The sequence below is a fragment of the Pseudomonas sp. KK4 genome (assembly GCF_001984065.1).
GTDB lineage: Bacteria > Pseudomonadota > Gammaproteobacteria > Pseudomonadales > Pseudomonadaceae > Aquipseudomonas.
On record NZ_LYVP01000087.1, the window covers coordinates 1 to 21,997 of the forward strand.

13 protein-coding genes are annotated in these 21,997 nt (G+C 64.2%); 5 read left to right on the plus strand and 8 right to left on the minus strand.

Features of this window, described 5'->3' with window-relative positions; all coding sequences use genetic code 11:
* Window positions 1-65: 65 nt before the first annotated feature.
* Complete coding sequence (locus B0W55_RS22350; RefSeq protein ID WP_077048083.1) at window positions 66-689, minus strand: glutathione S-transferase N-terminal domain-containing protein; 624 nt, start codon at window positions 687-689, stop codon at window positions 66-68.
* A gap of 151 nt (window positions 690-840) precedes the next feature.
* On the opposite strand from B0W55_RS22350, the gene B0W55_RS22355 reads away from it, so the two are divergent.
* The 3 genes from B0W55_RS22355 (at window position 841) to B0W55_RS22365 (ending at window position 2,711) form a co-directional block, all read left to right on the plus strand.
* Complete coding sequence (locus B0W55_RS22355; RefSeq protein WP_077048084.1) at window positions 841-1,362, plus strand: DUF3455 domain-containing protein; 522 nt, start codon at window positions 841-843, stop codon at window positions 1,360-1,362.
* A gap of 102 nt (window positions 1,363-1,464) precedes the next feature.
* Window positions 1,465-1,992: a sigma-70 family RNA polymerase sigma factor gene (locus tag B0W55_RS22360; RefSeq protein WP_077048085.1), complete on the plus strand. Its 528-nt coding sequence runs from the start codon at window positions 1,465-1,467 to the stop codon at window positions 1,990-1,992.
* Entirely contained in the window at window positions 1,992-2,711 is a 720-nt protein-coding gene (locus B0W55_RS22365) for an anti-sigma factor domain-containing protein (protein WP_371807289.1), read from the plus strand. Before B0W55_RS22360 ends, B0W55_RS22365 begins: the two co-directional genes overlap by 1 nt.
* Before the next feature lie 64 nt (window positions 2,712-2,775).
* On the opposite strand, the gene B0W55_RS22370 is transcribed toward B0W55_RS22365, so the two are convergent.
* Entirely contained in the window at window positions 2,776-3,867 is a 1,092-nt protein-coding gene (locus B0W55_RS22370; RefSeq protein ID WP_077048087.1) for a DUF1615 domain-containing protein, read from the minus strand.
* Window positions 3,868-3,878: 11 nt separating this feature from the next.
* Window positions 3,879-4,073, minus strand: coding sequence for a hypothetical protein (locus B0W55_RS22375; RefSeq protein ID WP_077048088.1), 195 nt, complete (start codon window positions 4,071-4,073; stop codon window positions 3,879-3,881).
* A gap of 63 nt (window positions 4,074-4,136) precedes the next feature.
* Here B0W55_RS22375 and B0W55_RS22380 point away from each other — a divergent pair, with 63 nt between their 5' ends.
* On the plus strand, window positions 4,137-5,672 hold the full coding sequence (locus B0W55_RS22380; RefSeq protein ID WP_077048089.1) for an FAD-dependent monooxygenase: 1,536 nt from the start codon (window positions 4,137-4,139) through the stop codon (window positions 5,670-5,672).
* Window positions 5,673-5,698: 26 nt separating this feature from the next.
* On the opposite strand, the gene hemB is transcribed toward B0W55_RS22380, so the two are convergent.
* Window positions 5,699-6,673 (minus strand): porphobilinogen synthase, encoded by a 975-nt coding sequence (gene hemB / locus B0W55_RS22385; RefSeq protein WP_077048090.1) that lies wholly within the window; start codon window positions 6,671-6,673, stop codon window positions 5,699-5,701.
* A 146-nt stretch (window positions 6,674-6,819) separates the two neighbouring features.
* The gene (locus tag B0W55_RS22390; protein ID WP_077048095.1) at window positions 6,820-7,530 is read right to left on the minus strand and encodes a glutathione binding-like protein; all 711 of its coding nucleotides are present in this window, start codon (window positions 7,528-7,530) and stop codon (window positions 6,820-6,822) included.
* Between the two features lie 367 nt (window positions 7,531-7,897).
* Here B0W55_RS22390 and B0W55_RS22395 point away from each other — a divergent pair, with 367 nt between their 5' ends.
* Window positions 7,898-8,572 carry a histidine phosphatase family protein gene (locus B0W55_RS22395; RefSeq protein WP_077048091.1) on the plus strand — a complete coding sequence of 225 codons (675 nt, stop codon included), beginning with the start codon at window positions 7,898-7,900 and terminating at the stop codon, window positions 8,570-8,572.
* A 137-nt stretch (window positions 8,573-8,709) separates the two neighbouring features.
* Here B0W55_RS22395 and mnmH read toward each other — a convergent pair whose 3' ends face one another.
* The 3 genes from mnmH to B0W55_RS22410 all read right to left on the minus strand — a co-directional run bounded on the left by mnmH (window position 8,710) and on the right by B0W55_RS22410 (window position 21,671).
* Window positions 8,710-9,813, minus strand: coding sequence for a tRNA 2-selenouridine(34) synthase MnmH (gene mnmH, locus B0W55_RS22400; RefSeq protein ID WP_077048092.1), 1,104 nt, complete (start codon window positions 9,811-9,813; stop codon window positions 8,710-8,712).
* Window positions 9,813-10,847 (minus strand): selenide, water dikinase SelD, encoded by a 1,035-nt coding sequence (selD, locus tag B0W55_RS22405; protein WP_077048093.1) that lies wholly within the window; start codon window positions 10,845-10,847, stop codon window positions 9,813-9,815. The genes mnmH and selD overlap by 1 nt, the downstream gene beginning before the upstream one ends.
* 300 nt (window positions 10,848-11,147) lie before the next feature.
* A complete protein-coding gene (locus B0W55_RS22410; RefSeq protein WP_077048094.1) occupies window positions 11,148-21,671 on the minus strand; it encodes an autotransporter-associated beta strand repeat-containing protein in 10,524 nt (3,507 codons plus the stop codon).
* Between the last annotated feature and the right edge of the window lie 326 nt (window positions 21,672-21,997).

The window sequence follows — 21,997 nt, forward strand, 5'->3', positions numbered from 1 at the left end:
ATTATGCATTGGCTGACACACCGCTTTCGCGAGCAAGCCCGCTCCCACATTTGGTTTTGTGGTGTTCAGGCTGGCCAATGCCGGGCGAAGACCGGCGCCAGGGTCGGATGCCGGTCAATGCGCTCCAGCCACGCGGAGAACCCCGGCCGGGTGCGCCGCAAATGTTCCCGGCTCCCGGACCAGCGTGAAACCACCGCCGCCAGCACATCCAGCGCTCCGGGGGGCTCGTCCCCCAGATACAACTCGGCGGAAAACTGATCGGCAAACACTTCCCAATGCCAATGCAGGCGCGCGCGAGCCCCGGCCATGAGGTTTTGTCGCGAGGCCTCATCCACCTTGGCCAGCCAGCGCTCGGGGTAATCGACGATGCCGATCGCCGCGTAGCAATTGCTGACAATGTACGTCAGCCCTCGGATGGCCTGATCACGATCGGCGGGGGCATCCGGCAACAACTTCGACTGGGAAAACGTGAGGCCGAGGTGAATCAGGATCGCCGCGCTCTCGGTAAGAATGGCGCCGTCGGGCAACTGCAGCGTCGGAATCTGCTTGAGGGGATTGAGTTTTTCCAGCGCCTGGGCGGCCTCCGGCGATGCCTCGACATCGATGAAGCGATAGGGGATCTCGCACAACTCCAGTGCCGCCTCTATCGCCGCCGCGCCCGAGTTTCGATGGCCGTAGAGTTGATACATACACGCCTCCTTGGGCAGCTCTGCAGCCGTTGCCCTGACCCTGTTGAAAAAAAATGTCGACGCACTGCATCCAAAGCGCTCTGCAAAGGGTAGTACCTGTAGCAGCGCCTGTTGCTGCCCAATGCAACCCCCCCTTTTCGGAGAGCTATTGATGAACGCTAAACAGCTGATTTGCCTTGTCGGTTTGTTCGCCACTGTTCCTGCGGCCTATGCCCAGACCGGCCTGCCCGACAGCATCAAGGTGCCGGATGGGCACAAGGTCGCCATGGAAACCACCGGGGTCGGTGAGATCACCTACGAATGCCGGGACAAGGCCAATGCGGCGGGCCAGACCGAATGGACCTTCGTCGGCCCCAAAGCCGTGCTCAATGATCGCAGTGGCAAACAGGTCGGCACGTATTTCGGACCACCGGCCACCTGGCAAGCCAGGGACGGTTCGAAAGTCACGGGCACTCAATTGGCAGTGGCCCCCTCAAGCCCGGGCAATCTGCCCTACCAGTTGGTCAAGGCCAACCCGGCCGAAGGCAAAGGTGCGATGAGCGGCGTAAGTTACATCCAGCGTGTGGCCCTCAAGGGCGGCGTCGCGCCAGGCACCGAATGCACCACGGCCAACAAAGGCAAGCAGGAAGTGGTGAAGTACCAGGCCGATTACATTTTCTGGTCGGCGAGCTAAGGCCTGCCATGTGACCGTTTTTCCCGTGGCCGCAGTCTTGTTGCCACGGGAAGACGGTTTGTTTGCTAGATTGCATTCGACCCTATTTGCCGGCCGAGAACTGTGTCCCTGCCCGAAACCCTCTTCGACTACGAACACCAATTGGCCGCCTGCGCTCGCGGCGAGCGCCAGGCACTGCGCGATTTGTACGTGCAGGAAAGCCCGCGGCTGTTGGGGGTGGCCAAGCGCCTGGTTCGCGATACAGCGCTGGCCGAGGACATCGTCCACGATGCGTTCCTGAAAATATGGATCGGTGCCGGGGGGTTCGATCCGGCACGGGGTTCGGCGCGGGGCTGGATGTTCAGCGTGACCCGGCATCTGGCGCTCAACTACCTGCGTGATCACCAGCGCGAGACTCAAGACGATGTCGAACGTGTGGCCGACATGGAGATCACCGATAGCCAGGAACATTCGGCGCGTATTCATCGGTGCCTGGAGCAACTTGAACCGGCGCGGCGCAGTTGCATCGTGCACGCCTATGTCGACGGTTATAGCCACGCACAGATTTCACACAAACTCGGCACCCCGCTGGGCACCGTCAAAGCCTGGATCAAGCGGAGCCTGACGGCATTGCGGGAGTGCATGGGATGATCACCGGACCGACCGACGACACTGCGCAGGCACGGGATGAACTGGCCAGCGAATATGTATTGGGCACCCTCTCGGCCCAACAGCGCGCCGAGGTTGAGCAACGCCTGCTCACCGATAATGAGCTGCGTGCCGCGGTGGATAGCTGGGAGCGTCGCTTGCTGGGCCTGACGGATCTGGCTGCACCCCAAACCCCTTCGACGCATTTGTGGCTGCGCATCGAACGCAGCATGAACGCCTTGGGCCGCCGGCAACCGACGCCGGTTGCCGAGCAACCCACCCATTGGTGGGATCGCTTGTCAATGTGGCGCGGACTGGCCGGTGCCGGGCTAGCGGCAACCTTGTTGCTCGGCGCGCTGCTGCTGACCCAGACCACAGTCAAACCCACTTATCTGGTGGTGCTGGTCGCGCCGCAGGACAAGGCGCCGGGCTGGGTGATTCAGGCCAGTGATCCGAGGGAAATCCAGCTGATCCCGCTGGGGGTGGTTGAAGTGCCGGCAGACAAGGCACTGGAGTTCTGGACCAAGGCTGAAGGCTGGCAAGGTCCGGTGTCCCTGGGCCTGGTCAAACCCGGGCAAACCCTGAAGGTGGCGCTGGACAAGCTGCCGCCACTGGAACCGAACCAGTTATTCGAATTGACCCTGGAAAACACCACGGGCTCACCGATCGGCAAGCCGACCGGGCCGATCCAGTTCATCGGGCGCGCGGTGAAAGTGCTCTGACAATCAGATGATCGCAGCCTCGCTGCGCCCGGCAGTCTCTATTGGGGAGTGTGGTGTGTTGACCTCAATCCGCCCGCGCCATGCACCGCTGATACCGCTCATCCACCCGCTTGGCGAACCACGCCGTGGTCAGCTTGCGGGTGATTTTCGGGCTTTGCAGCACGATCCCCGGCAAAACCGCACGGGGCAATGCCCGACCCTCAGCCTTGTCGGCCATTGCAAAAACCCGCTTATAGAGCTCACTGCTCTCGAACGCCAAGGTGTTGCCTTGCTCCAGTTGACTGCGGATCGTCGGGTTACGCATGCCCAACTGCTTGCCCAGGGTGCGCACCGCCAGCTCCGTGCTGCCGGGCATGATCGAGTCGTAGCGCACCAGATCGCCATCCAGCGCCAGCGAGATCCCCGAAGCACGACTCACCGCGTTCTGGAACGCGGCGTTGCGGCTGGCGTACCAACCGGCGTTGAAATCGGCAAAACGGTACAGCGGCTGCGGATAGCTCACCGGGTAACCCAACAGATGCGCGATGCCGAAATACAGACCGCCCCGACGGCTGAACACCTCACGGCGAATCGAGCCGTCCACCGGGTAGGGGTAGCCCTTGGCCTGTTTCTCGGCGAATTCGATGCTGACCTGCATCGGCCCGCCGGTGTGCACCGGGTTGAAGCCGCCAAACAGCGTCTGGCCCATGGGCACCATGCCGATGAAGTCGTCGAATATCGCGCTCAGTTCCTTTTCGCTGCGGGCGGCATTCAAGCGCTCGCTGTAGGTCTTGCCGTTGGGTGAACTGACCCGCAGCGCGCCACTGACCAACAGACTGGGGATGTGCGCCTTGGCTGCGCGGCGGTCGATTTCGTCACGGGCGATCTTGCCCAGCCCCGGCACCGTTGGATCGGCCTGGAAAGTCGACTCCTGCTCGGTGACGGCCAGCACCGAACACAGGTTCTGCCGGGTCGGCGCAATGTTCTGCGCCGTGAAGGCGACCTGGATATCCGTGGCCCAGCCCTGACGATCGACAGCGCTGGCCGGCAGCAGCCGCAGAATGTCAGCCTTGACCTCGGCCGGGCTGCGAGGCGCAGGTTCCTGGGGCCGCTGAGTGCCGCAACCGGCCAGCACCAGCAACGCGGCGATGCTCATGATCAATCGATGGGCTTGCATGGGGCTCCTGGTCATTCGATGCGCCGGGTCAACCATAAGGCCGATGGCAGGTTGATGGCTATGACCGTGCCCGGCCCGCCAATGTTCATTTGTAGCAGCTGCCGAGCCTGCGCGGCTGGGTCCGGCTGCGCAGCCGTCGTTGAACCTGAATACACGGCATGGGGTTTCAGGAAGTACGGGCGATCGTTGACGTCCATCGCGAGCAAGCTCGCTCCTACAGGGTTTCGCGTTTGGACCATACTTGCCCTACACAACAAGGAGGACGGGCCATGCATCGCAGCGACGTGTTGATCACAGGCGCCGGCCCCACCGGGCTGGTGCTGGCGCTGTGGTTGAGCAAACTGGGGATCCGCGTGCGGATCATCGACAAGACGTCGGCCGCCGGCACCACCTCGCGGGCGGTGGCTGTGCAGGCGCGCACCCTGGAGTTGTATCGCCAGCTGGACCTTGCCGACGCCATCATCGACAACGGCCATTGCGTGGCGGCGGCCAATTTCTGGGTCAAGGGCAAACCCGTGTCACGCTTGCCCCTGGACCGTGTCGGCGAGGGCCTGACACCCTACGCGTTCATGCAAATATTTCCTCAGGACGCCCACGAACGGCTGCTGATCGATCGGCTCGAAACCTTCGGTATTACGGTGGAGCGCAACACTGAGCTGCTGGGTTTCGAGGAAACCGGCGATGGCATCACCGCCACCTTGCGCCTGCCGGACGGTCAGCAGGAAACCTGTCAGGCCTGTTACCTGGCCGGGTGTGACGGCGCCCGTTCGATGGTGCGCAAGGCCCTGGATACCGAATTTCCAGGCGGCACTTACCAGCAGATTTTCTATGTCGCCGATGTGCAGGCCAGCGGGCCGGCGTCCGACGGCGAGCTGCACGTGGACCTCGACGAAGCGGACTTCCTGGCCGTGTTCCCGCTGGACGCTCAAGGTCGGGCGCGCCTGATCGGCACGGTGCGCGATGAACGCGCCGAGCGGGCCGAAACCCTGCGCTTTGAGGACGTCAGCAGCCATGCCATTGACAACATGCAGGTGAAGATCGAGCAGGTGAACTGGTTCTCCACCTATCGCGTGCATCATCGCGTGGCCGATCACTTTCGCACCGGCCGGGCCTTCCTGCTGGGCGACGCCGCCCACGTGCACAGCCCCGCCGGTGGCCAGGGCATGAACACCGGGATCGGCGATGCGATCAACCTGGCCTGGAAGCTGGCGGCGGTCTTGAGCGGCGGCGCCGAGGCGCAACTGCTCGCCAGTTACGAAACCGAGCGCATGGCCTTCGCCCGCAAACTGGTGGCCACCACCGACCGGGTCTTTACCTTCGCCACCGCCGAAGGGCGTCTGGCCGACCTGCTGCGCACCCGGGTGGCACCGTTCCTCTTGCCGAAAATGGCCTCGTTCGAAATGTCCCGGGAGTTCCTGTTCCGCACGGTCTCGCAGATCACCGTCAACTACCGTGGCATGCCCTTGAGCACCGGCGTTGCCGGCCATGTGCACGGCGGCGACCGCTTGCCCTGGGCACACGATGGCGAGGGCGACAATTTCGAATCGCTCAAGTGTCCGGTCTGGCAGGTGCATGTGTACGGCGACACCAGCGACGAGATGATCGCCTGGTGCAACGAACACCATCTGCCGCTGCAGGTGTTCGACTGGCGGCCGGCGTTCGAAACGGCGGGGTTGGCGCGTAACGGCTTCTACCTGTTGCGGCCCGATAGTTATGTGGCGATTGCCGATGACAGTTCGGACCCGAAGGTGATCGAGCGGTATTTTCGCGATCAGGGGATTCGGCCGTTTTTCAACAAATCCTGAGCACACACAGGGGGGCCACGCTGGATTCAGATCCCGGCCAGCGCCAGGTCCATCGCAAAGTAGGTAAAGATCAGATCCGCCCCCGCCCGCTTGATCGCGCCGAGGCTTTCGCGCACCACGCGGTCTTCATCGATGGCACCGGCCTGGGCGGCGAATTTGATCATCGCGTACTCGCCGCTGACCTGATACGCCGACAGCGGCAGGCGCGAGGCTTCGCGGATGTCGCGGATGATGTCCAGGTAGGCACCCGCCGGCTTGACCATCAGCGCATCGGCGCCTTCCTGTTCGTCCAGCAATGACTCACGCACCGCTTCGCGGCGGTTCATCGGGTTCATCTGATAGCTCTTGCGGTCGCCCTTGAGCGCACTGCCGCCGGCTTCGCGGAACGGGCCATAGAGCGCCGAAGCGAACTTGGTGGAATAGGCCATGATCGCGGTCTGGGTGAAACCGGCCTGATCCAGCGCCCGGCGAATCGCCTGGACCTGCCCGTCCATGGCCGCCGACGGCGCGATCACATCGGCGCCGGCGCGGGCCGCGGCCACCGCTTGCCTGCCGAGGTTGATTAGGGTCTGGTCGTTATCCACTTCGTGGTTGTGCAGCACGCCGCAATGGCCGTGGTCGGTGTACTCGCAAAAGCAGGTGTCGGACATGACGATCATCTCCGGCACGGCTTCCTTGGCGATGCGCGACATGCGCGACACCAGGCCGTTGTCGTTCCAGGTGTCGCTGCCGGTGCTGTCCAGGTGGTGGGACACGCCGAAGGTCATCACCGACTTGATCCCGGCCCGGGCGTAGCGCTCGATCTCGCCGGCCAGCTTCTTCTCCGGAATGCGCATCACCCCGGGCATGCTCTTGATCGGTACGAAATCGTCGATGCCCTCTTCGACGAAAATCGGCAGCACCAGGTCGTTCAGACTGAATTCGGTTTCCTGGAACAGACTGCGCAGGCTCGCATTGCGGCGCAGACGGCGGGGACGTGCTTCGGGGAACTGGCTGGACATGGGTATTCCTGAAAAATCGTTAAACGGGACAAACGCGAAACCCTGTGGGAGCGGGCTTGCTCGCGAAAGCGGTGGGTCAGCCGGCACAGGGTTGACTGACACACCGCTTTCGCGAGCAAGCCCGCTCCCACAGGGTAAGTGGTGGATCAGTTGGTGACGGGTTTGGGGATTTCCAGCCCGCGCTGCACCGCCGGCCGCGCCAGGAAGCGTTCCAGCACCCGGGTGACGTTCGGGAAATTCTGGATACCCACCAGGTCGCCCGCCTCATAGAAACCGATCAGGTTGCGCACCCATGGGAAAATCGCGATGTCGGCGATGGTGTAGCGATCGCCCATGACCCATTCGCGGCCTTGCAGGCGTTTGTCCAGCACGCCGAGCAGGCGTTTGCTTTCCTCGACGTAGCGATCACGGGGACGCTTGTCTTCGTAATCCTTGCCGGCGAATTTGTTGAAGAAGCCAAGCTGGCCGAACATCGGGCCGATCCCGCCCATCTGGAACATCAGCCACTGGATGGTTTCATAGCGCGCGGCGGCGTCCTGGGGCAGCAGTTGCCCGCTCTTGTCGGCCAGGTAGATCAGGATCGCCCCGGACTCGAACAACGGCAGCGGCTGATCGCCCGGACCGTGGGGGTCGAGGATCGCCGGGATCTTGTTGTTGGGGCTCAGGGACAGGAATTCGGGGGACATCTGGTCGTTGGTGTCGAACCCCACGCGATGCGGCTCATAGGGCAGGCCGATCTCTTCGAGCATGATCGAGACCTTGACGCCGTTGGGGGTCGGCAGGGAATACAGCTGAATCCACTCCGGGTACTGGGCCGGCCACTTCTGGGTGATGGGGAATGCAGACAAATCGGTCATGGGCAACGTCCACGGGCAATTGAGAACGTCGATCATAATGCAGATCAGGCGGGGCGCCACGCCTGGGGCCATCATTCTTGCTGATGGTGAAGATCAAAAGAGATGACAACGCCTGTTGGCACTGGCCGTGTAGCCTGTCCATCAAATCGCAACATCCTGTCGATAACCTTTACACCAACCCGTTTAAGGTTACCGGTACATTGCTGCGCCCCACGGCCGGAATCGAACCAAACGGGCTTCAGAGGACTCTGAGCACTGCCCCTTTGAAAACGGACTGGCTTCACGACATGGAAAACACCCGATGCGGGAAATTCGCGGTGTAAAGGTTTGTCAGCCTTAACCAATAAGCTGAAGAACCCTTTTTTCCATGACGAATTTTCTGAAACTCGCCAACCGCTTTAAACATCGCGCCTACATTTTCCTGCCCGCCGTGCTGGCGTTCGGCGCGTTGTTCCTGTTGCTCGAGTCCCGGGAAAGTCGTGCCCAACCCGTCGATGGCACCCAGACCCTGGTGTTCTTGCGCCACGCGGAAAAACCGGCCGGGGGACTGGGCCAGCTCAATTGCCAGGGCCTGAACCGCGCGATCGACCTGGCGACCCTGCTGCCGGAGAAATTCGGCAAGGCCGACTACGTGTTTGCCGCCAACCCGACCCGAAACGTCGAGGAAGGCGAGCTGGACAATTCCTACAGCTACATCCGCCCCCTGATGACCATCAGCCCCAGCGCAATCAAGCTCGGCCTGCCGGTGAACATCAATTTTTCGGCCAACGACACCAGCGACCTGGCCGATGAACTGCTGCACGACAAGTACCACAACTCGGTGATCTACACCGCCTGGTCCCATGGGTACCTGCCGGAGTTGATCAACAAGGTGGCCGGGGAAGCCGTCGGCAAGAAGCAGAAGATCACCCAGGATTGGGAATCGAACGACTACGACTCGTTGTTCGTCCTGACCCTGACCTGGCACAACGGCAAGGCCAGCCTTGTCAGCCACAGCTACAAGCAGGGGCTGGACAATGGGCTGGAGACTTGCCCGACCTGAGTGATGCGGCGCCTGTCCGGGCCTTTTCGCGAGCAAGCCCGCTCCCACACTGGATCTCTGTGAGACGCCAATAATGCGTTCACCCAGGATCGAGTGTGGGAGCGGGCTTGCTCGCGAAGAGGCCTGCAAAACCACCCTCAACCTCGCAGATTCACCCGATCCCGCAAGTACTCAATAACCGCCCCACGCTCCCCCGCAAACTCGATCCGCGTACCCTTCTTCTCGCGCTGAAACGCATACATCGGATCGTAATACTCCACCAGCAACCCCTCAATCCAGCCCCGGTGCAGATCCACCGCGCCGCTACGCCCCTGCTCCGCCAACGCATCGTCCATCAACAGCATCAACCGCCGATGCCGCTCGCCACCCAGGCGTTTGTGCACGTTGTCCAGACTCGCCAGCATGCGCTCGCTGAACAGAGCAAAGCCTTCATCGCCATGGACCTGGATGAATTCGGCACACAGGTCCACCACGTAATCGCGCAGGATCCGCTCGACCCGTCCCTCCAGGCTGTCTTCGAGCCAGACCATCGGAAACTGCTGCATGCCCTGATACAGCGGCAACGGCAGCGCGCAACTGCCGATCGCACGGCTTTCGTCTTCGAGCACGAACTGCTCGATGCCGTGGTCGCGCTTCTTCAGCAAGTCCACCGCCAGGCGGTTCTCGAAATCGATGTTGGACGGTTGGCCGGTGGCGCGCTTGCCGAAGCTGGAGCCGCGATGATTGGCGTGGCCTTCAAGGTCCAGGCCATTGCTCAGTTGCGTCAGCACCTCGGTCTTGCCGGTGCCGGTCATGCCGCCCAACAGCACGAAATCGCACTGGGTCACGGCCTGGTCGAGGGTCTCCAGCAGGAAATGGCGCAAGGCCTTATACCCACCGCCAACCCGCGGATAGTCGATGCCCGCCTCGGTCTTGAGCCACTGCTGGACGATCTGCGAACGCAAGCCGCCGCGAAAACAGTACAAAAGCCCATCGGGATGCGCCCGGGCGAAATCCGCCCAGGCCTGCAGGCGCTCGGCCTTGACCGCGCCAGACACCAGTTGATGCCCCAGTTCGATGGCCGCTTGCTGGCCTTGCTGTTTGTAGCAGGTGCCGATGCGTTGCCGTTCGTGATCGTTCATCAGCGGCAGGTTGATCACGCCGGGGAACGCGCCCTTGGCAAACTCGATCGGCGCGCGGGCATCCATCATCGGCCGGTCGTTGAGGAAGATGTCGCGGTAATCGGTGCAGTCGACAGCCATCAAGCCACCTCGACCGCGTGGCTCTGTCGCTCCACCAGTTCGCCGATCGGTTCAAGGCTCAGCCCCAGTTGCGTGGCCACGGCGAGGAATTCGTCGTTGCCTTCGGGGGTGACCGCGATCAATAGGCCACCGCTGGTCTGTGGGTCGCACAGCACGCGTTTGTGCAGTTCCTGCAGACGCCCGAGCTTGCTGGCGTAGCTGTCGTAATTGCGCAGGGTCCCGCCCGGGATGCAGCCCTGTTCGAGGTAATACTCGACACCTTCCAGACGCGGTACCCGGTCGTACTGAATGCGCGCGGTGAGCTGACTGCCATCGGCCATCTCCACCAGATGCCCCAGCAGGCCGAAACCGGTGACGTCGGTCATCGCCGTCACGCCGGCCAGTTTGCCGAAGCGGCTGCCGGATTTGTTCAGGGTGCACATCCAGTCGCGGGCCAGGCCGATGTCGGCGTTGCGCAACTTGCCCTTCTTCTCGGCGGTGGTGAGGATGCCGATGCCCAGGGGTTTGGTCAGGTACAGCAGGCATCCGGCGGTGGCGGTGTCGTTACGCTTCATGTGGCGTTTTTCTACCAGCCCGGTCACGGCCAGGCCAAAAATCGGCTCCGGCGCGTCGATGGAGTGCCCGCCCGCCAGGGGGATGCCCGCCTCGTCGCACACCGCCCGACCGCCGCGGATCACTTCGCGGGCGATCTCCGGCGCCAGCACGTTGACCGGCCAGCCGAGGATCGCGATCGCCATCAGCGGATCGCCGCCCATGGCGTAGATGTCGCTGATGGCATTGGTGGCGGCAATGCGGCCGAAGTCGTAGGGATCGTCGACGATCGGCATGAAAAAGTCAGTGGTCGAGACCACGCCACGCTCGGCATCGATCTCATAGACCGCCGCGTCATCGCGCGAGGCGTTGCCGACCCACAGTTTGGGGTCCAGATTCTGCGCCCCGCTGCCGGCCAGAATCACTTCCAGCACCTGGGGGGAAATCTTGCAACCGCAGCCAGCGCCATGGCTGTATTGGGTCAGGCGGATGGGTTCGCTCATCGGGGGTACCTCGGCAGGTTCAATGCCGGCGATTCTATCAGAGGACCCTCGCCCACTGTGGGAGCGGGCTTGCTCGCGAAAGCGGTGGATCAGTCAATGATGTGCTGACGGTCACTGCGCCATGGCTGTGTAGGAGCCGAGCTTGCTCGCGAGGGTCGTCAACGATGACGCTGGCTGTCTGATTGCCCGCGTCGCCCGGACGTTCATCGCGAGCATGCTCGCTCCTACAGGAGACACGTCGACCTTTTTTTGCCCGAAAAAAAACCGCCCTTGCGGGCGGTCAAAGAGCTGCAAGCAATCTCAAAAACCCAGGCTGAAGCTGATCGTCATCGCATGGTCTTCGTTTTTGCTCGACACCTGTCCCGAGTAACCGATCCCCAGTTTGCCGGTCGGGCTGATCTGGAAGTCGACGCCGGCTTCGAGCAGGGCGCTGTCTTGGGCGATCGGTACGCCTTGGGTGCTGAACGAGGCACCGCCGTCGACGAAGGTCAGGTCGGCGTCGGGTTTGGTGTCACCGAAGGCATGGCGCCAGCCGATGGCGGCCCGTGGGGTGAATTGCCCGCCGTTGTCCAGGGTGATCACCTTGCCGGCACGCAGGCCCAGGGTGGAGAAGGTGATGTCCTGATCGGCATCGGCGTCCAGCCGCCCTATCCCGCCTTTTTCGTGGGCGGTGTCGCTGTCGTAGTTGACATAGGCCAGGCCGGCGAACGGTTCCAGGGCAACGCCGGCCGCTTGCAGGGTGTAGCCGACTTCACCGAACACCTGGGCGCTGCGAGCGTCGTAGTGAGCCTTCAGACGGTCGTTGTAGTTGCCGACGCTGACGTTGCGTTTGCTTTCGATGTCGTGCCAGCTGTAGGCCGCGCCGAGGCGTACCGCCAGGGCATCGAACTGCGAGTTGAGGTAGGCCGCCAAGTGGTAGCTTTCGACCGTCGCGTCGGAACGACGGTCATGGGCGTCGATGTCGCTACGGGTGTAGCCAGCGGCCATGCCCACGCGCCATTGATCGTCCAGTTGCTTGTCGGTGCCGAGCATGAAACCGCTGAGGTTGCGATCGAGTCTGGCGCTGTTGCTGTCACCATCGGATTCGCCCCAGGCGCCCAGTGCACGGGCCCAACCGACCATTTCGCCGTGGCAACCGTTGCTGCTCAACTGGTTGTCGCTTGGCGCCAGGGCCCGGCGAGGATCGTCCGGACCGCTGCAGGACGGTTGGCGCATGCGATCGTTGACCGCGTCGCGGATGTAGCGCGAGTCCTCCAGGATCGCGCTGGCAGTACTGGCGTGAATCTCCCCGGACAGGCTGTCGAACGCCGCCTGGGCCCCCGCCACGCTGAGGCCCAGGATTTCCCGGCGCAGTGGCGCACCGGCCGGACCGTTGCTGGCCAAGGCCGCTGCGGTGCCGGCCTGGTTGCCGGTGGCCGCGACGTCGACGAACGACGTGCCGTTGCGGTTCACCGCCAGCGACACCTGGTTGGTGCCGTACTGCAGCGCCGTGTCGTAGAACGCCAGCGATGGCAGGTTGGTGCTGCTGAAGGTGCCCGTGATGCCACCGCCGGCGGTGATCAGCGAATACACGGCGCTGCCGGTGAACGGCGCCAGGCTGTTCACTTGCAGCCCGCCGCCCAGGGTGGCGGTACCGCCGACCACCAGTGGCGTGGCGTTTGGCGAGCTGACCGTCAGCGCCAGCAGACCATCGGCCGCGTTGGTGAGATTACCGGCCACGCTCAGGTTGCCCGCTTCGGCGCCCGATATCACCACACCGTGGTTGAGCAGCGAACCGACGCTGCCGTTACCGCTCAGGCCAGCGCCATTGGCCACCGTCACCTGGCCGCCAAGGGACGCGAGAGCGGCGCGAGTGCCGACCTGCAACAGCCCCTGATCCACCGACACCGCACCACTGAACGGCTGGTTGCCGGTCAGCAATAAGGTCCCGGCGCCGCGTTTGGCCAGGTTGCCGGTGCCGCTGAGCACACCGTTGAATGGGCCATCGACGTTTTGCTGGAACACCAGCAAGGCGTTGTCCAGGATGTTGCCCTGCAGGCTGGTGGTGTTGCCGACCAGCGTACCGCCGCTGACCGTGGTGCCACCGCTGTAGGTATTGGCGCCGCTGAGGATCAGGGTGCCGGAGTCAAGCTTTTCGATGCCGCCACTGCCCACCAGCGGTACGGCGATTTGCGTAGTGACGCCGGCGTTGACCCGCACTGGCGCCAGGCTGCCGCCCACACCGTTGACCGGGGTCAGGCTGCCACCGCTGCCCGGTACCAGGCTGTAGCCGTTGTCGAGAAATTGCAGGCCGGTGAAGTTCTGGTTGCCCACCACCGTGACCGTGCCGCCCTGCCCGCCGAACACCGCGAACTGGCCATTGGACGCCAGCGCCTGGGTGCCGGTGGGGTCAGTCCAGACGGTGCCTGGCCCCCAGACGCCGCTACCACCGTCGATGGAGCCGTCAGGATTGGGGTTGCCGCCATTCCAGAACTGCACTTCGCCCGGCGTGCCTTGCACCAGCAGGTTGATCTGGTTGGCCAGCGCGGTTTGCAGAGTCAGGTTCGCCGCCGACACCGGCAGGCTGCCATAGACCAGACCGTTGTCGGTCAGGCTGCCGCCGTAGCGGAACAGTTGATAGACCCCGGTGCCGAAGCCGCCGGCGTTGCTGATGTTGAGCGTACCGTCCAGGGTCAGGTTGCCGGCCACGTTCACCACCGTGGTGGAACTGGCGGCCGAGCCGAGGCTGAAGTCCAGGTTGGTGCCCGACGACAACGCCAGCGAACCGACCGACAACGGTGATGCAGCGCCGCCACCGACCAGCGTCGCGCCGCTGGCCAGTTGGACCGCGCCGCCGAGGGTGCCGCTGCCGCCGATCCGCGCCCCGCTGGCGACATTGACGTTGGCACTGTTGAGCACGCCGTTGACCCGCAGGGTCCCCGCCTGCACATCGGTATTGCCGGTGAACCCGTTGTTGCCGGCCAGCAGCAACTCGCCGGTGCCGGTTTTGCTCAGGGTGCCGGCGCCGGTCAGGTTGCCGGTGTAAGTGCCGTCGCTGTTCTGCGCGAAGGTCAGCGCCGCGTTGTTGACGATCGCCCCTTGCAGGCTGCTGGTGTCGCCCTGGGTGCTGCCGCCGTTCAGTGTGGTGCCACCGCTGTAGGTGTTGGCACCGCTGAGCAGCAGATCGCCGTTGCCGTTTTTCACCAGGCTGCCGGTGCCGGCAATGGCGCCGATCAGGGTGGTGTCATGATTGCCGGCCAGGGTCAGTTGCGCGCCAAGGTTGATGGCGTTGGCCAGTTGCAGCGCAGAGGTGCTGTCGAGGGTGCCGTTGCCCAGCACACTCAACGCACCACTGCTGATCGCACTGTTGTTGCCCAGGATCAGCGTCCCGCCGTTGAGCTGGGTGCCGCCGCTGTAGCTGTTGTTGCCGTTGAGGGTCAGGCTCGAAGCGCCGGTCTTGATCAGGCTGCCCGCACCGCTCACATCGCCGTCGAGGGTCAGGGCGTTAGAGCCGGCGACGTTCAATCCACCGGTGAGCACCACATCGTTGGCCAGGCTCACGGCGGTGTTGCTGTCCAGCGCCGTGCCGTTGGCGGCCGTCAATACGCCGGTGCCGAGGGCAGCGTTATTGCCGACCACCAGTTTGCCGCCATTGAGCGCGGTGCCGCCGGTGTAGCCGTTGGCCGCGTTGAGCACCAGGGTGCCGGTATCGTATTTACCAAGGGTACCGGCGCCATTGAGCGCCACGCCGAGGGTGGCGGTGGCGTTCGGGTCGACCCGCACCGAGGCGTTGCCCATCGAACCGTTGACCAGGTTCAGCGAACCTGCGGTGCCATCCTGCAAGCTGTAGCCATCGGTGACGAACTGCAGGCCGGTGATGGTCTGCGCGCCATTGACCGTGACGGTGCCCGCCGCGCCCTGGAACACCGCGAAGTTGTTGGTCCAGCCCTGATTGGTGGTGCCGTTGACGTCGGTCCAGTTGGTGGTGCCGGTGCCCCAGGTACCGCTGCCACCCTCCACCGAACCGTTGGCCACCAGTTGATTGCCGTCCCAGAACTGCACGGTGACGCCCGGTGCGGTGACCAGCAGGTTGATCTGATTGGCCAGCGCGGTTTGCAGTTGCAGATCGCCGGGGGTGACGCTGCCCGGCACCGTGCCAATCAGCATGCCGTTGTCGGTCAGGCCGCCGGTGTAGTCGATCAGGCGATACACGCCGCTGCCGAAGCCGCCGATATCGCTGACATTGAGGGTGCCGTCGAGGGTCAGGTTGCCGCCGACGTTGATCAGTGCGTTGCCGCCACCGGACACCGGTGTGCCGAGGCCCACATCGAAGTTGGAATTGCCATTGAGCACCAGTGAATCCACCGACAGGGTACTACCGGTCACGCCCGCCAGATGACCGCCATCGGCCACCGTCACCGCGCCGGTCAAGGTGCCGCTGCCACCGAGGGTGCCGCCGCTGTTGACCAGCACATTGGCGCTGGCCAGCGAACCGTCGACCTGCAGGGTGCCGGCATTGACGTTGGTGTCGCCGGTCAGGTCGCTGAGGCCGCTCAGGGTCAGGGTACCGGTGCCGAGTTTGGTCAGTCCGCCGTCACCGCTGAGGACGCCGGCAAAGGTGCTGCTGACGTTGTTACCGCCCAGGCTCAGCGTATTACCGGTTCCGACCAGCGCGGTGCCGCTGCCTGTGAGGCTGGCCAGGCTGCCCGAGGCGCCGAGGTTGAGCGCCGAGCCGCCGGCGAGATTGACCGTCGCGTTGTTGCCCAGTGCCCCGGTGCTCAGGGTGGTGAGGCTGCCGGACTGCACATCGAAGGTGCCGCTGAAGCTGTTGTTGCCAGCCAGGGTCACGTCGGCCAGACCCGCCTTGGTCAGGGTGCCGGCGCCGTCGATCACACCGCCAAGGGTCAGGTTGTTGTTGCCGGCCAGGCTCAGGTTGGCATTGACGTTGACATCGTTGGCCAGCACCAGCGGCGAGCTGTTGTCGAGGGTCGACGCGCCCGCCACCGTCAGTGCGCCGGAACCCAGTGAGTCGCCCGTGCCGAGGGTCAGCGTACCGGCGTTGAGGGTGGTGCCACCGGTGAAGGTGTTGATGCCATTGAGGGTCAGGTTCGAGGCGCCGTTCTTGATCAACCCGCCCGCACCGCTGACCACACCCGCCAGGGTCAGGTCGTTGCTGCCGGTGTTGCTCAGGTTGGCGTTGAGCACCACGTTGTTGCCCAGGCTGATCGCGCCGTTACTGTCCAGCGCCGACGCGCCGGCCACGGTGAGGTTGCCCAGGCCCAGCGCCGAGTTGCTGCCGGCGGTCAGGCTGCCCGCATTCAGGTTGATGCCACCGAGGAAGTTGTTGTTGCCGCTCAGGGTCAGGTCGGCCGCGCCGTTCTTGGTCAGGCTGCCGGCACCGTTGACGGTGCCGGCCAGGGTCAGGTCTGCCGAGCCGCCGACGCCGAGGTTGCCGGCCAGGTTCACCGCGTTGTTCACCGCCACCTGAGTGCTCGCATCCAGCGTGGTCCCGCCCGCCGCGTTCAGCGTGCCGGAGCCCAGCGCCGAGTTCGACGCCAGGATCAGGCCGCCGGCGTTCAGTGCAACCGGGCCAAGGAAAGCGTTGTTGCCGCCAAGGGTCAGGTTGGCCGCGCCGTTCTTGATCAAGCCACCGGTGCCGCCGATCACGCCGTTGAGGGTCAGCGCATTGCTGCCGACCACAGTCAGGTTGCCATTGAGGATTGCGGCGTTGCCGAGTGTCACCGCGGTATTGCTGTCCAGTTGCGTGCCGGCATTGGCAGTCAGCGTACCGCTGCCCAACGCCGTATTGCTGCCGACGACAAGCTTGCCGCCGTCCAGTTGCGTGCCGCCGCTGTAGGTATTGGCGCCGTTGAGCACCAGGGTGCCGCTGTCGAGTTTATTGAGAATGCCGCTGCCGTCGATGTTGACGCCAAGGGTGCCGGTCACGCCCGGATCGACCCGTACTGCCGTGGTGCCGCCGGTGCCGTTGACCGCCGTCAGTTGCCCCGCTGTGCCATTGACCAGGTTGTAGCCGTCGGTGAGGAACTGCATGCCGGTGAACAGCTGGGTGCCATTGACCGTCACAGTGCCGGCGGCGCCCTGGAACACCGCGAAGTCGCCGGCCCACGGCTGGTTGACCAGGCCGTTGGCATCGGTCCAGTTGGTACCCACCGCGTTCCAGGTACCGCTGCCGCCATCGACCACGCCGTTGGCAATGGTCTGGCTGCCGTCCCAGTAGCGGATGTTGGCGTTCGGTGCCGACACTTGAATGTTGATCTGATTGGCCACGCCGGTTTGCACCAGCAGATCGCCCAGGCCGTAACCGACCGGCACGCTGGCGACGTCCAGGCCCAGGTTGGTCAGGGCGCCGGTGTAGTTGAACAGGCGGTAGACACCGACGCCGAAGCCGCCGGCATCGGTGACGTTGAGATTGCCGTCGAGGGTGAGGTTGCCGCCGACGTTCATCAGTGACGTGGTCGAAGGTGTCCCCAACGCCACATCGACGTTACTGCCGGCGGCGAGGGTCAGCGCGCCGGCCGACAGTTGGTTGCCCGACGACAACGCCAGATGACCGCCGTTGTTGACGTTTACGGAGCCAATCGCCGAGCCGGTGCCGGTCAGGGTACCGCCGGTGTTGACGTTGACCTGCGTACTGGCCAGCGAACCGGTCAGGTTGAGGACGCCGCCATTGATCGCAGTGTTGCCGGTGATGCCGTTGATGCCGGTCAGGTTCAGGGTGCCGGTACCGACTTTGATCAGGCCGCCGCTGCCGCTGAGATCACCATCAAACGTGCTGGTGCTGCTCGCGCCGCCCACGGTCAGCGTATTGCTGCCGGTAAGCTGCACACTGCCGCTGCCGGTCAGCGCGGCCAGGCTGGCATCGCTGCCCAGGTTGAGCGCGGCACCGGCGTTGATGTTGACGCCCGCGGTGTTGCCCAGTGCGTTGGTGTTGAGGGTGGTGACGCTGCCCGAGACGATGTTCAGCGCACCGGTGAAGGTGTTGTTGCCGGCCAGGGTCAGGTCCGACAGGCCATCTTTGGTCAGGCTGCCGGCACCCTCGATGATGCCGTTGAGGCTCAGGTCGTTGTTGCCAGCGACGGTCAGTGCGGCGTTCAAGGTAATGGCATTGCCGATGCCGAACGATGCGCTGTTGTCCAGCGTCGCGGCGCCGCCGACGGTCAAGGCGCCACTGCCCAGGCCATTGGCATTGCCCAGGGTCAGGGTGCCGGCGTTGAGGGTGGTGCCGCCGCTGAAGGTGTTGTTGCCGTTGAGGGTCAGGTTGGCCGCGCCGTCCTTGATCAATTGGCCGGTGCCGCTGGTAACGCCGCCGAGGGTCAGATTCTGTGTACCGCCCACGGTCAGTGCGGCATTCAAGGCGACGTTGTTGTTGAGGCTGACCAGCGGCGAATTGCTGTCCAGGGTCGCCGCGCCAGCGACGGTCAAGGCACCGCTGCCGAGTGCCGAACTGTTGCCGACGGTCAACGTGCCCGCATTCAGGGTGGTGCCGCCGAGGTAGCCGTTGGCCGCGTTGAGAATCAGGTTGGCCGCGCCGTTTTTCACCAGGCTGCCGGCGCCGCTGACCAGGCCGGTCAGCGTCAGGTCGGCAGTGCCGGCGATGCTCAAGGCGCCCGCCAGGGCCACCGCGTTGTTCAGGCTGACGGCGGTGTTGGCGTCCAGGGTGGTACCGGCCGCCGCGTTCAGCGTGCCGCTGCCCAACGCGGTGTTACTGCCGACTATCAGCCTGCCGGCGTTCAGTGCGGTGTTGCCGAAGTAAGTGTTGGCTCCATTGAGGGTCAGGTCGGCGGCGCCGTTCTTGACCAGCCCGCCGATGCCGGCAATCACGCCGCCGAGGGTCAGGGCATTGCTGCCGCCTACAGTCACGGTGCCGCCGAGGTTGACGTTGTTGGCCAGTGTTGCCGCCGTACTGGCATCGAGTGTCGTGCCGTTCGCCGCGTTCACCGAGCCAGTACCCAGTGCGGTATTTGAGCCGACAATCAGCGAACCGGCGTTCAGCGACGTGGTGCCGGTGTAGGTGTTGTTGCCGTTGAGGGTCAGGCTCGATGCGCCGGTCTTGATCAAACCGTTGCTGCCACTGATCACGCCGCCGAGGGTCAGCGCGTTGGCGCCGCCGGCGGTGAGGTTGGCGTTGAGAATGATGTTGTTGTTGAGGGTGACGGCCGAACTGCTGTTGAGGGTGCCCGCCCCTTCCACTGACAAGGCACCGGTGCCCAATGCCGCGCCGTTGCCGACGGTCAGGCTGCCGGCATTGAGTGTGGTGCCGCCGCTGTAGCTGTTGGTGCCGTTGAGGGTCAGGTTGGCCGCGCCGTTCTTGACCAGTTGGCTGGTGCCGCTGATCGCACCGCCCAGGGTCAGGCCGCTGCTGCCGCCAATGCCCAGGCTGTTGTTGAGGATGATGTTGTTGTTCAGGGTCACGGCGGTATTGCTGTCGAGTGTCGCCACGCCGCCGACGGTGATGTTGCCGCTGCCTAGTGCAGCATTGGCGCCTGCTGTGAGGGTACCGGCGTTCAAGGCGACGGCGCCGAGGAAGGTATTGGCACCATTGAGAATCAGGTTGGCCGCGCCGTTTTTGGTCAATCCGCCACTGCCACTGACGATGCCGCCCAGGGTCAGGTTGGCGCTGCCGCCGATGTTCAGGTTGCCGCCCAGGCTGACCGCATTGGTCAGTGCTACCGCGGTGCTGGCGTCGAGGGTGGCGCCTGCGGCCGTGGTCAAGGCGCCGGTGCCCAGCGCGGTGTTGGAGCCGACGATCAGCGTCCCGGCATTGAGCGCGGTGCCGCCGGTGAAGGTGTTGTTGCCGCTGAGGGTCAGGTTCGCGGTACCGTTCTTGATCAGGTTGCCGGCGCCGCTGACCACGCCGCTAAGACCCAGCGCCTGAGTGCCGCCAATGGTCATGTCCCCCGCCAGCGCTACAGCGTTGGCCAGGGTCACGGCCGTGGTCGCATCCAGGAGGGTGCCGGCCGCTGCGTTCAAGGCGCCGGTACCGAGCGCGGTGTTGCTGCCCACGAACAGGCTGCCGGCGTTGAGCAGGGTGTTACCAGCGTTGGTGTTATTGCCGGTGAGGGTCAGGCTGGCGCTGCCGCTTTTGGTGATGCCGCCGGTGCCGGACAAAACGCCGCCCAGGGTCAGGGCATTGCTGCCGAGCACATTCAGGGCGCCGGTCAACCCGACGTTGTTGGCCAGGGTCACGTTGGCGGTGCTGTCGAGGCTGGTGCCGGCGGCGGTGTTCAGCGCACCGCTGCCCAGAGAGTTGTTGTTGGTCACCAGCAGGCTGCCGGCGCTCAGGGTGGTGGTGCCGGTGTAGCCGGTATTGGCGCCGCTGAGGATCAGGCTGCCGGTGCCGGTCTTGGTGATACCGCTGCTGCCGCTGATCAAGCCGCCGAGGGTCAGGGCGCCCGTACCAGTGGTGGTCATCGTGCCACCGAGGCTGATGGCATTGCTCAGGTTGATGGTGCCTGGCGCCGACAGACTGGTCGCCCCGGTGAAGTTGAGGGTGCCGGTGCTCAGCGCCAGATTATTGCCCAACTGCACCGTGCCGCCGTTGAGCGTGGTGTTGCCAAGGTAAGTGTTGGCAGCACTGAGGCTCAACTGGCCGCTGCCGATCTTGGTCAAGCCGCCGCTGCCGGAAATCACACCGCTCAGGGTCGTGGCGTTGGTGCCCTGCACGGTCATGCCGCCGGCGCCGAGCGAAATCAGGTTGCTGATGTTCAAACCGGCGTTGCTCGCCTGGATGGCCCCGCCATTGGAGGTCAACACGCCGCTGCCGAAGGTGGCGTTGTTGTTGAATTGGGCGATACCGCCATTGAGGGTGGTGGCGCCGCTGACCAGCGGGCCCTGCAAGGTCCAGGTGCCGCTGTTGAGGGTCAGGTTGTTGAAGTTGACGTAGGTAGCGCTGGACGCCGTTCCCGCGCCTGCGGTGCCGCCGCCGACACCGGTCGTGTTCTGCAGGATCAGGCTGTTGGTGCCACCCGAGCCACCGTCGACCGTGCCGGTGGGGGCAAAGGTCAGGTTGATGTTGATCAGCCCGCCCAGACCCACGCTGATCTGGACGCCATCACCGACCTGAACCGAAGAGCCAGTCACGGCAGTGAAGGTGTTGGTGCTCCCGGCCCCCATCGACACGCCGCCGGTGATGGCGCCGGCGTTGGTGAAGGTGTTGCCCGTCGCAGAGGTCTCGAAGGCTATCCGGCCGTTGATGACACCGGTGGCGCTGTTGGTCATGTTGACCTGCGAGCCGCCGTAGACGCCGATCACTGGCGTGTCCGCCAAAGTGATGCCGCCCACCGACAGGCCGGTAGACGTGATGGTGCCGTTGTTGGTGATGCTGGTGGTGCCGGCCGCGGCGTTGTTCACGGCAATGCCCAGGCCGTCGATGCTGGTCAGGTTGAGCCCGAGCAGCATCCCGGTACCACGGATGATCCCGCTGGCGTTGTTGAGAATGCTGACCGTGCTGGTGGCGCCGGTCCCGATGAACGCACCGCCGCTTAATATCGACACCAAGCCCAGCAGCGCCGGGTCAATGGTGCCGGAGTTGTTCAGGGTGATGTTGGCCCCGGTCAGGTCCATCACATGGCCACCGAGGGTCGCGTTCATCTGCGCCCCGGTGTTGACGTTGACCGTCAGGCCGCTGGTGGCGCTGCTGAAATTGTTGAGAAACAGCGGCAGGCTCGGCACACCGGTACAGGTGACAGTCGACCCCGCCGTGGAACAGGTCGCCTGCGCCTCAGGGCTCACCGCCCCGAACAACAGGCCGGCGACACTGAGCTGAACAGCAAGGGAAAGAGGGGACAAACGAGAAACGAGGGCAACAGCAAACCTTGCATCCACGGGGAACTCCTTTCGTGGCTAACCCACTTCAATCCATGAAGGGCGTGCAGCAATGACGTGACCCACTGATGCGGAAATCGAAACTGCTACGACCCGGAACCGTTTCATTCCTGACACACGTTAGTAGAGGGTCGGCGATGGGACACGCGTCAAATGGTGTTAATACTTTCGCGAGCGGGGTGCTGGAGTGAGTGATCGAGGGGCGATCGGCTGCTCTTTTGCGGGGGCCTGCGCTGAGAGCTTTTCTATAGGAGCGAGCTTGCTCGCGATGAATGCCGGGCGGGGTGTCAGGTTTCCCGTGTCATCGTTGACGACCATCGCGAGCA

What these genes read in the sequence shown, in the direction of transcription:
- B0W55_RS22350 (WP_077048083.1), bottom strand. Translation starts at nt 689, where the DNA reads ATGTATCAACTCTACGGCCATCGAAACTCGGGCGCGGCGGCGATAGAG.
- B0W55_RS22355 (WP_077048084.1), top strand. Translation starts at nt 841, where the DNA reads ATGAACGCTAAACAGCTGATTTGCCTTGTCGGTTTGTTCGCCACTGTT.
- B0W55_RS22370 (WP_077048087.1), bottom strand. Translation starts at nt 3,867, where the DNA reads ATGCAAGCCCATCGATTGATCATGAGCATCGCCGCGTTGCTGGTGCTG.
- B0W55_RS22380 (WP_077048089.1), top strand. Translation starts at nt 4,137, where the DNA reads ATGCATCGCAGCGACGTGTTGATCACAGGCGCCGGCCCCACCGGGCTG.
- hemB (WP_077048090.1), bottom strand. Translation starts at nt 6,673, where the DNA reads ATGTCCAGCCAGTTCCCCGAAGCACGTCCCCGCCGTCTGCGCCGCAAT.
- B0W55_RS22390 (WP_077048095.1), bottom strand. Translation starts at nt 7,530, where the DNA reads ATGACCGATTTGTCTGCATTCCCCATCACCCAGAAGTGGCCGGCCCAG.
- B0W55_RS22395 (WP_077048091.1), top strand. Translation starts at nt 7,898, where the DNA reads ATGACGAATTTTCTGAAACTCGCCAACCGCTTTAAACATCGCGCCTAC.
- mnmH (WP_077048092.1), bottom strand. Translation starts at nt 9,813, where the DNA reads ATGGCTGTCGACTGCACCGATTACCGCGACATCTTCCTCAACGACCGG.
- selD (WP_077048093.1), bottom strand. Translation starts at nt 10,847, where the DNA reads ATGAGCGAACCCATCCGCCTGACCCAATACAGCCATGGCGCTGGCTGC.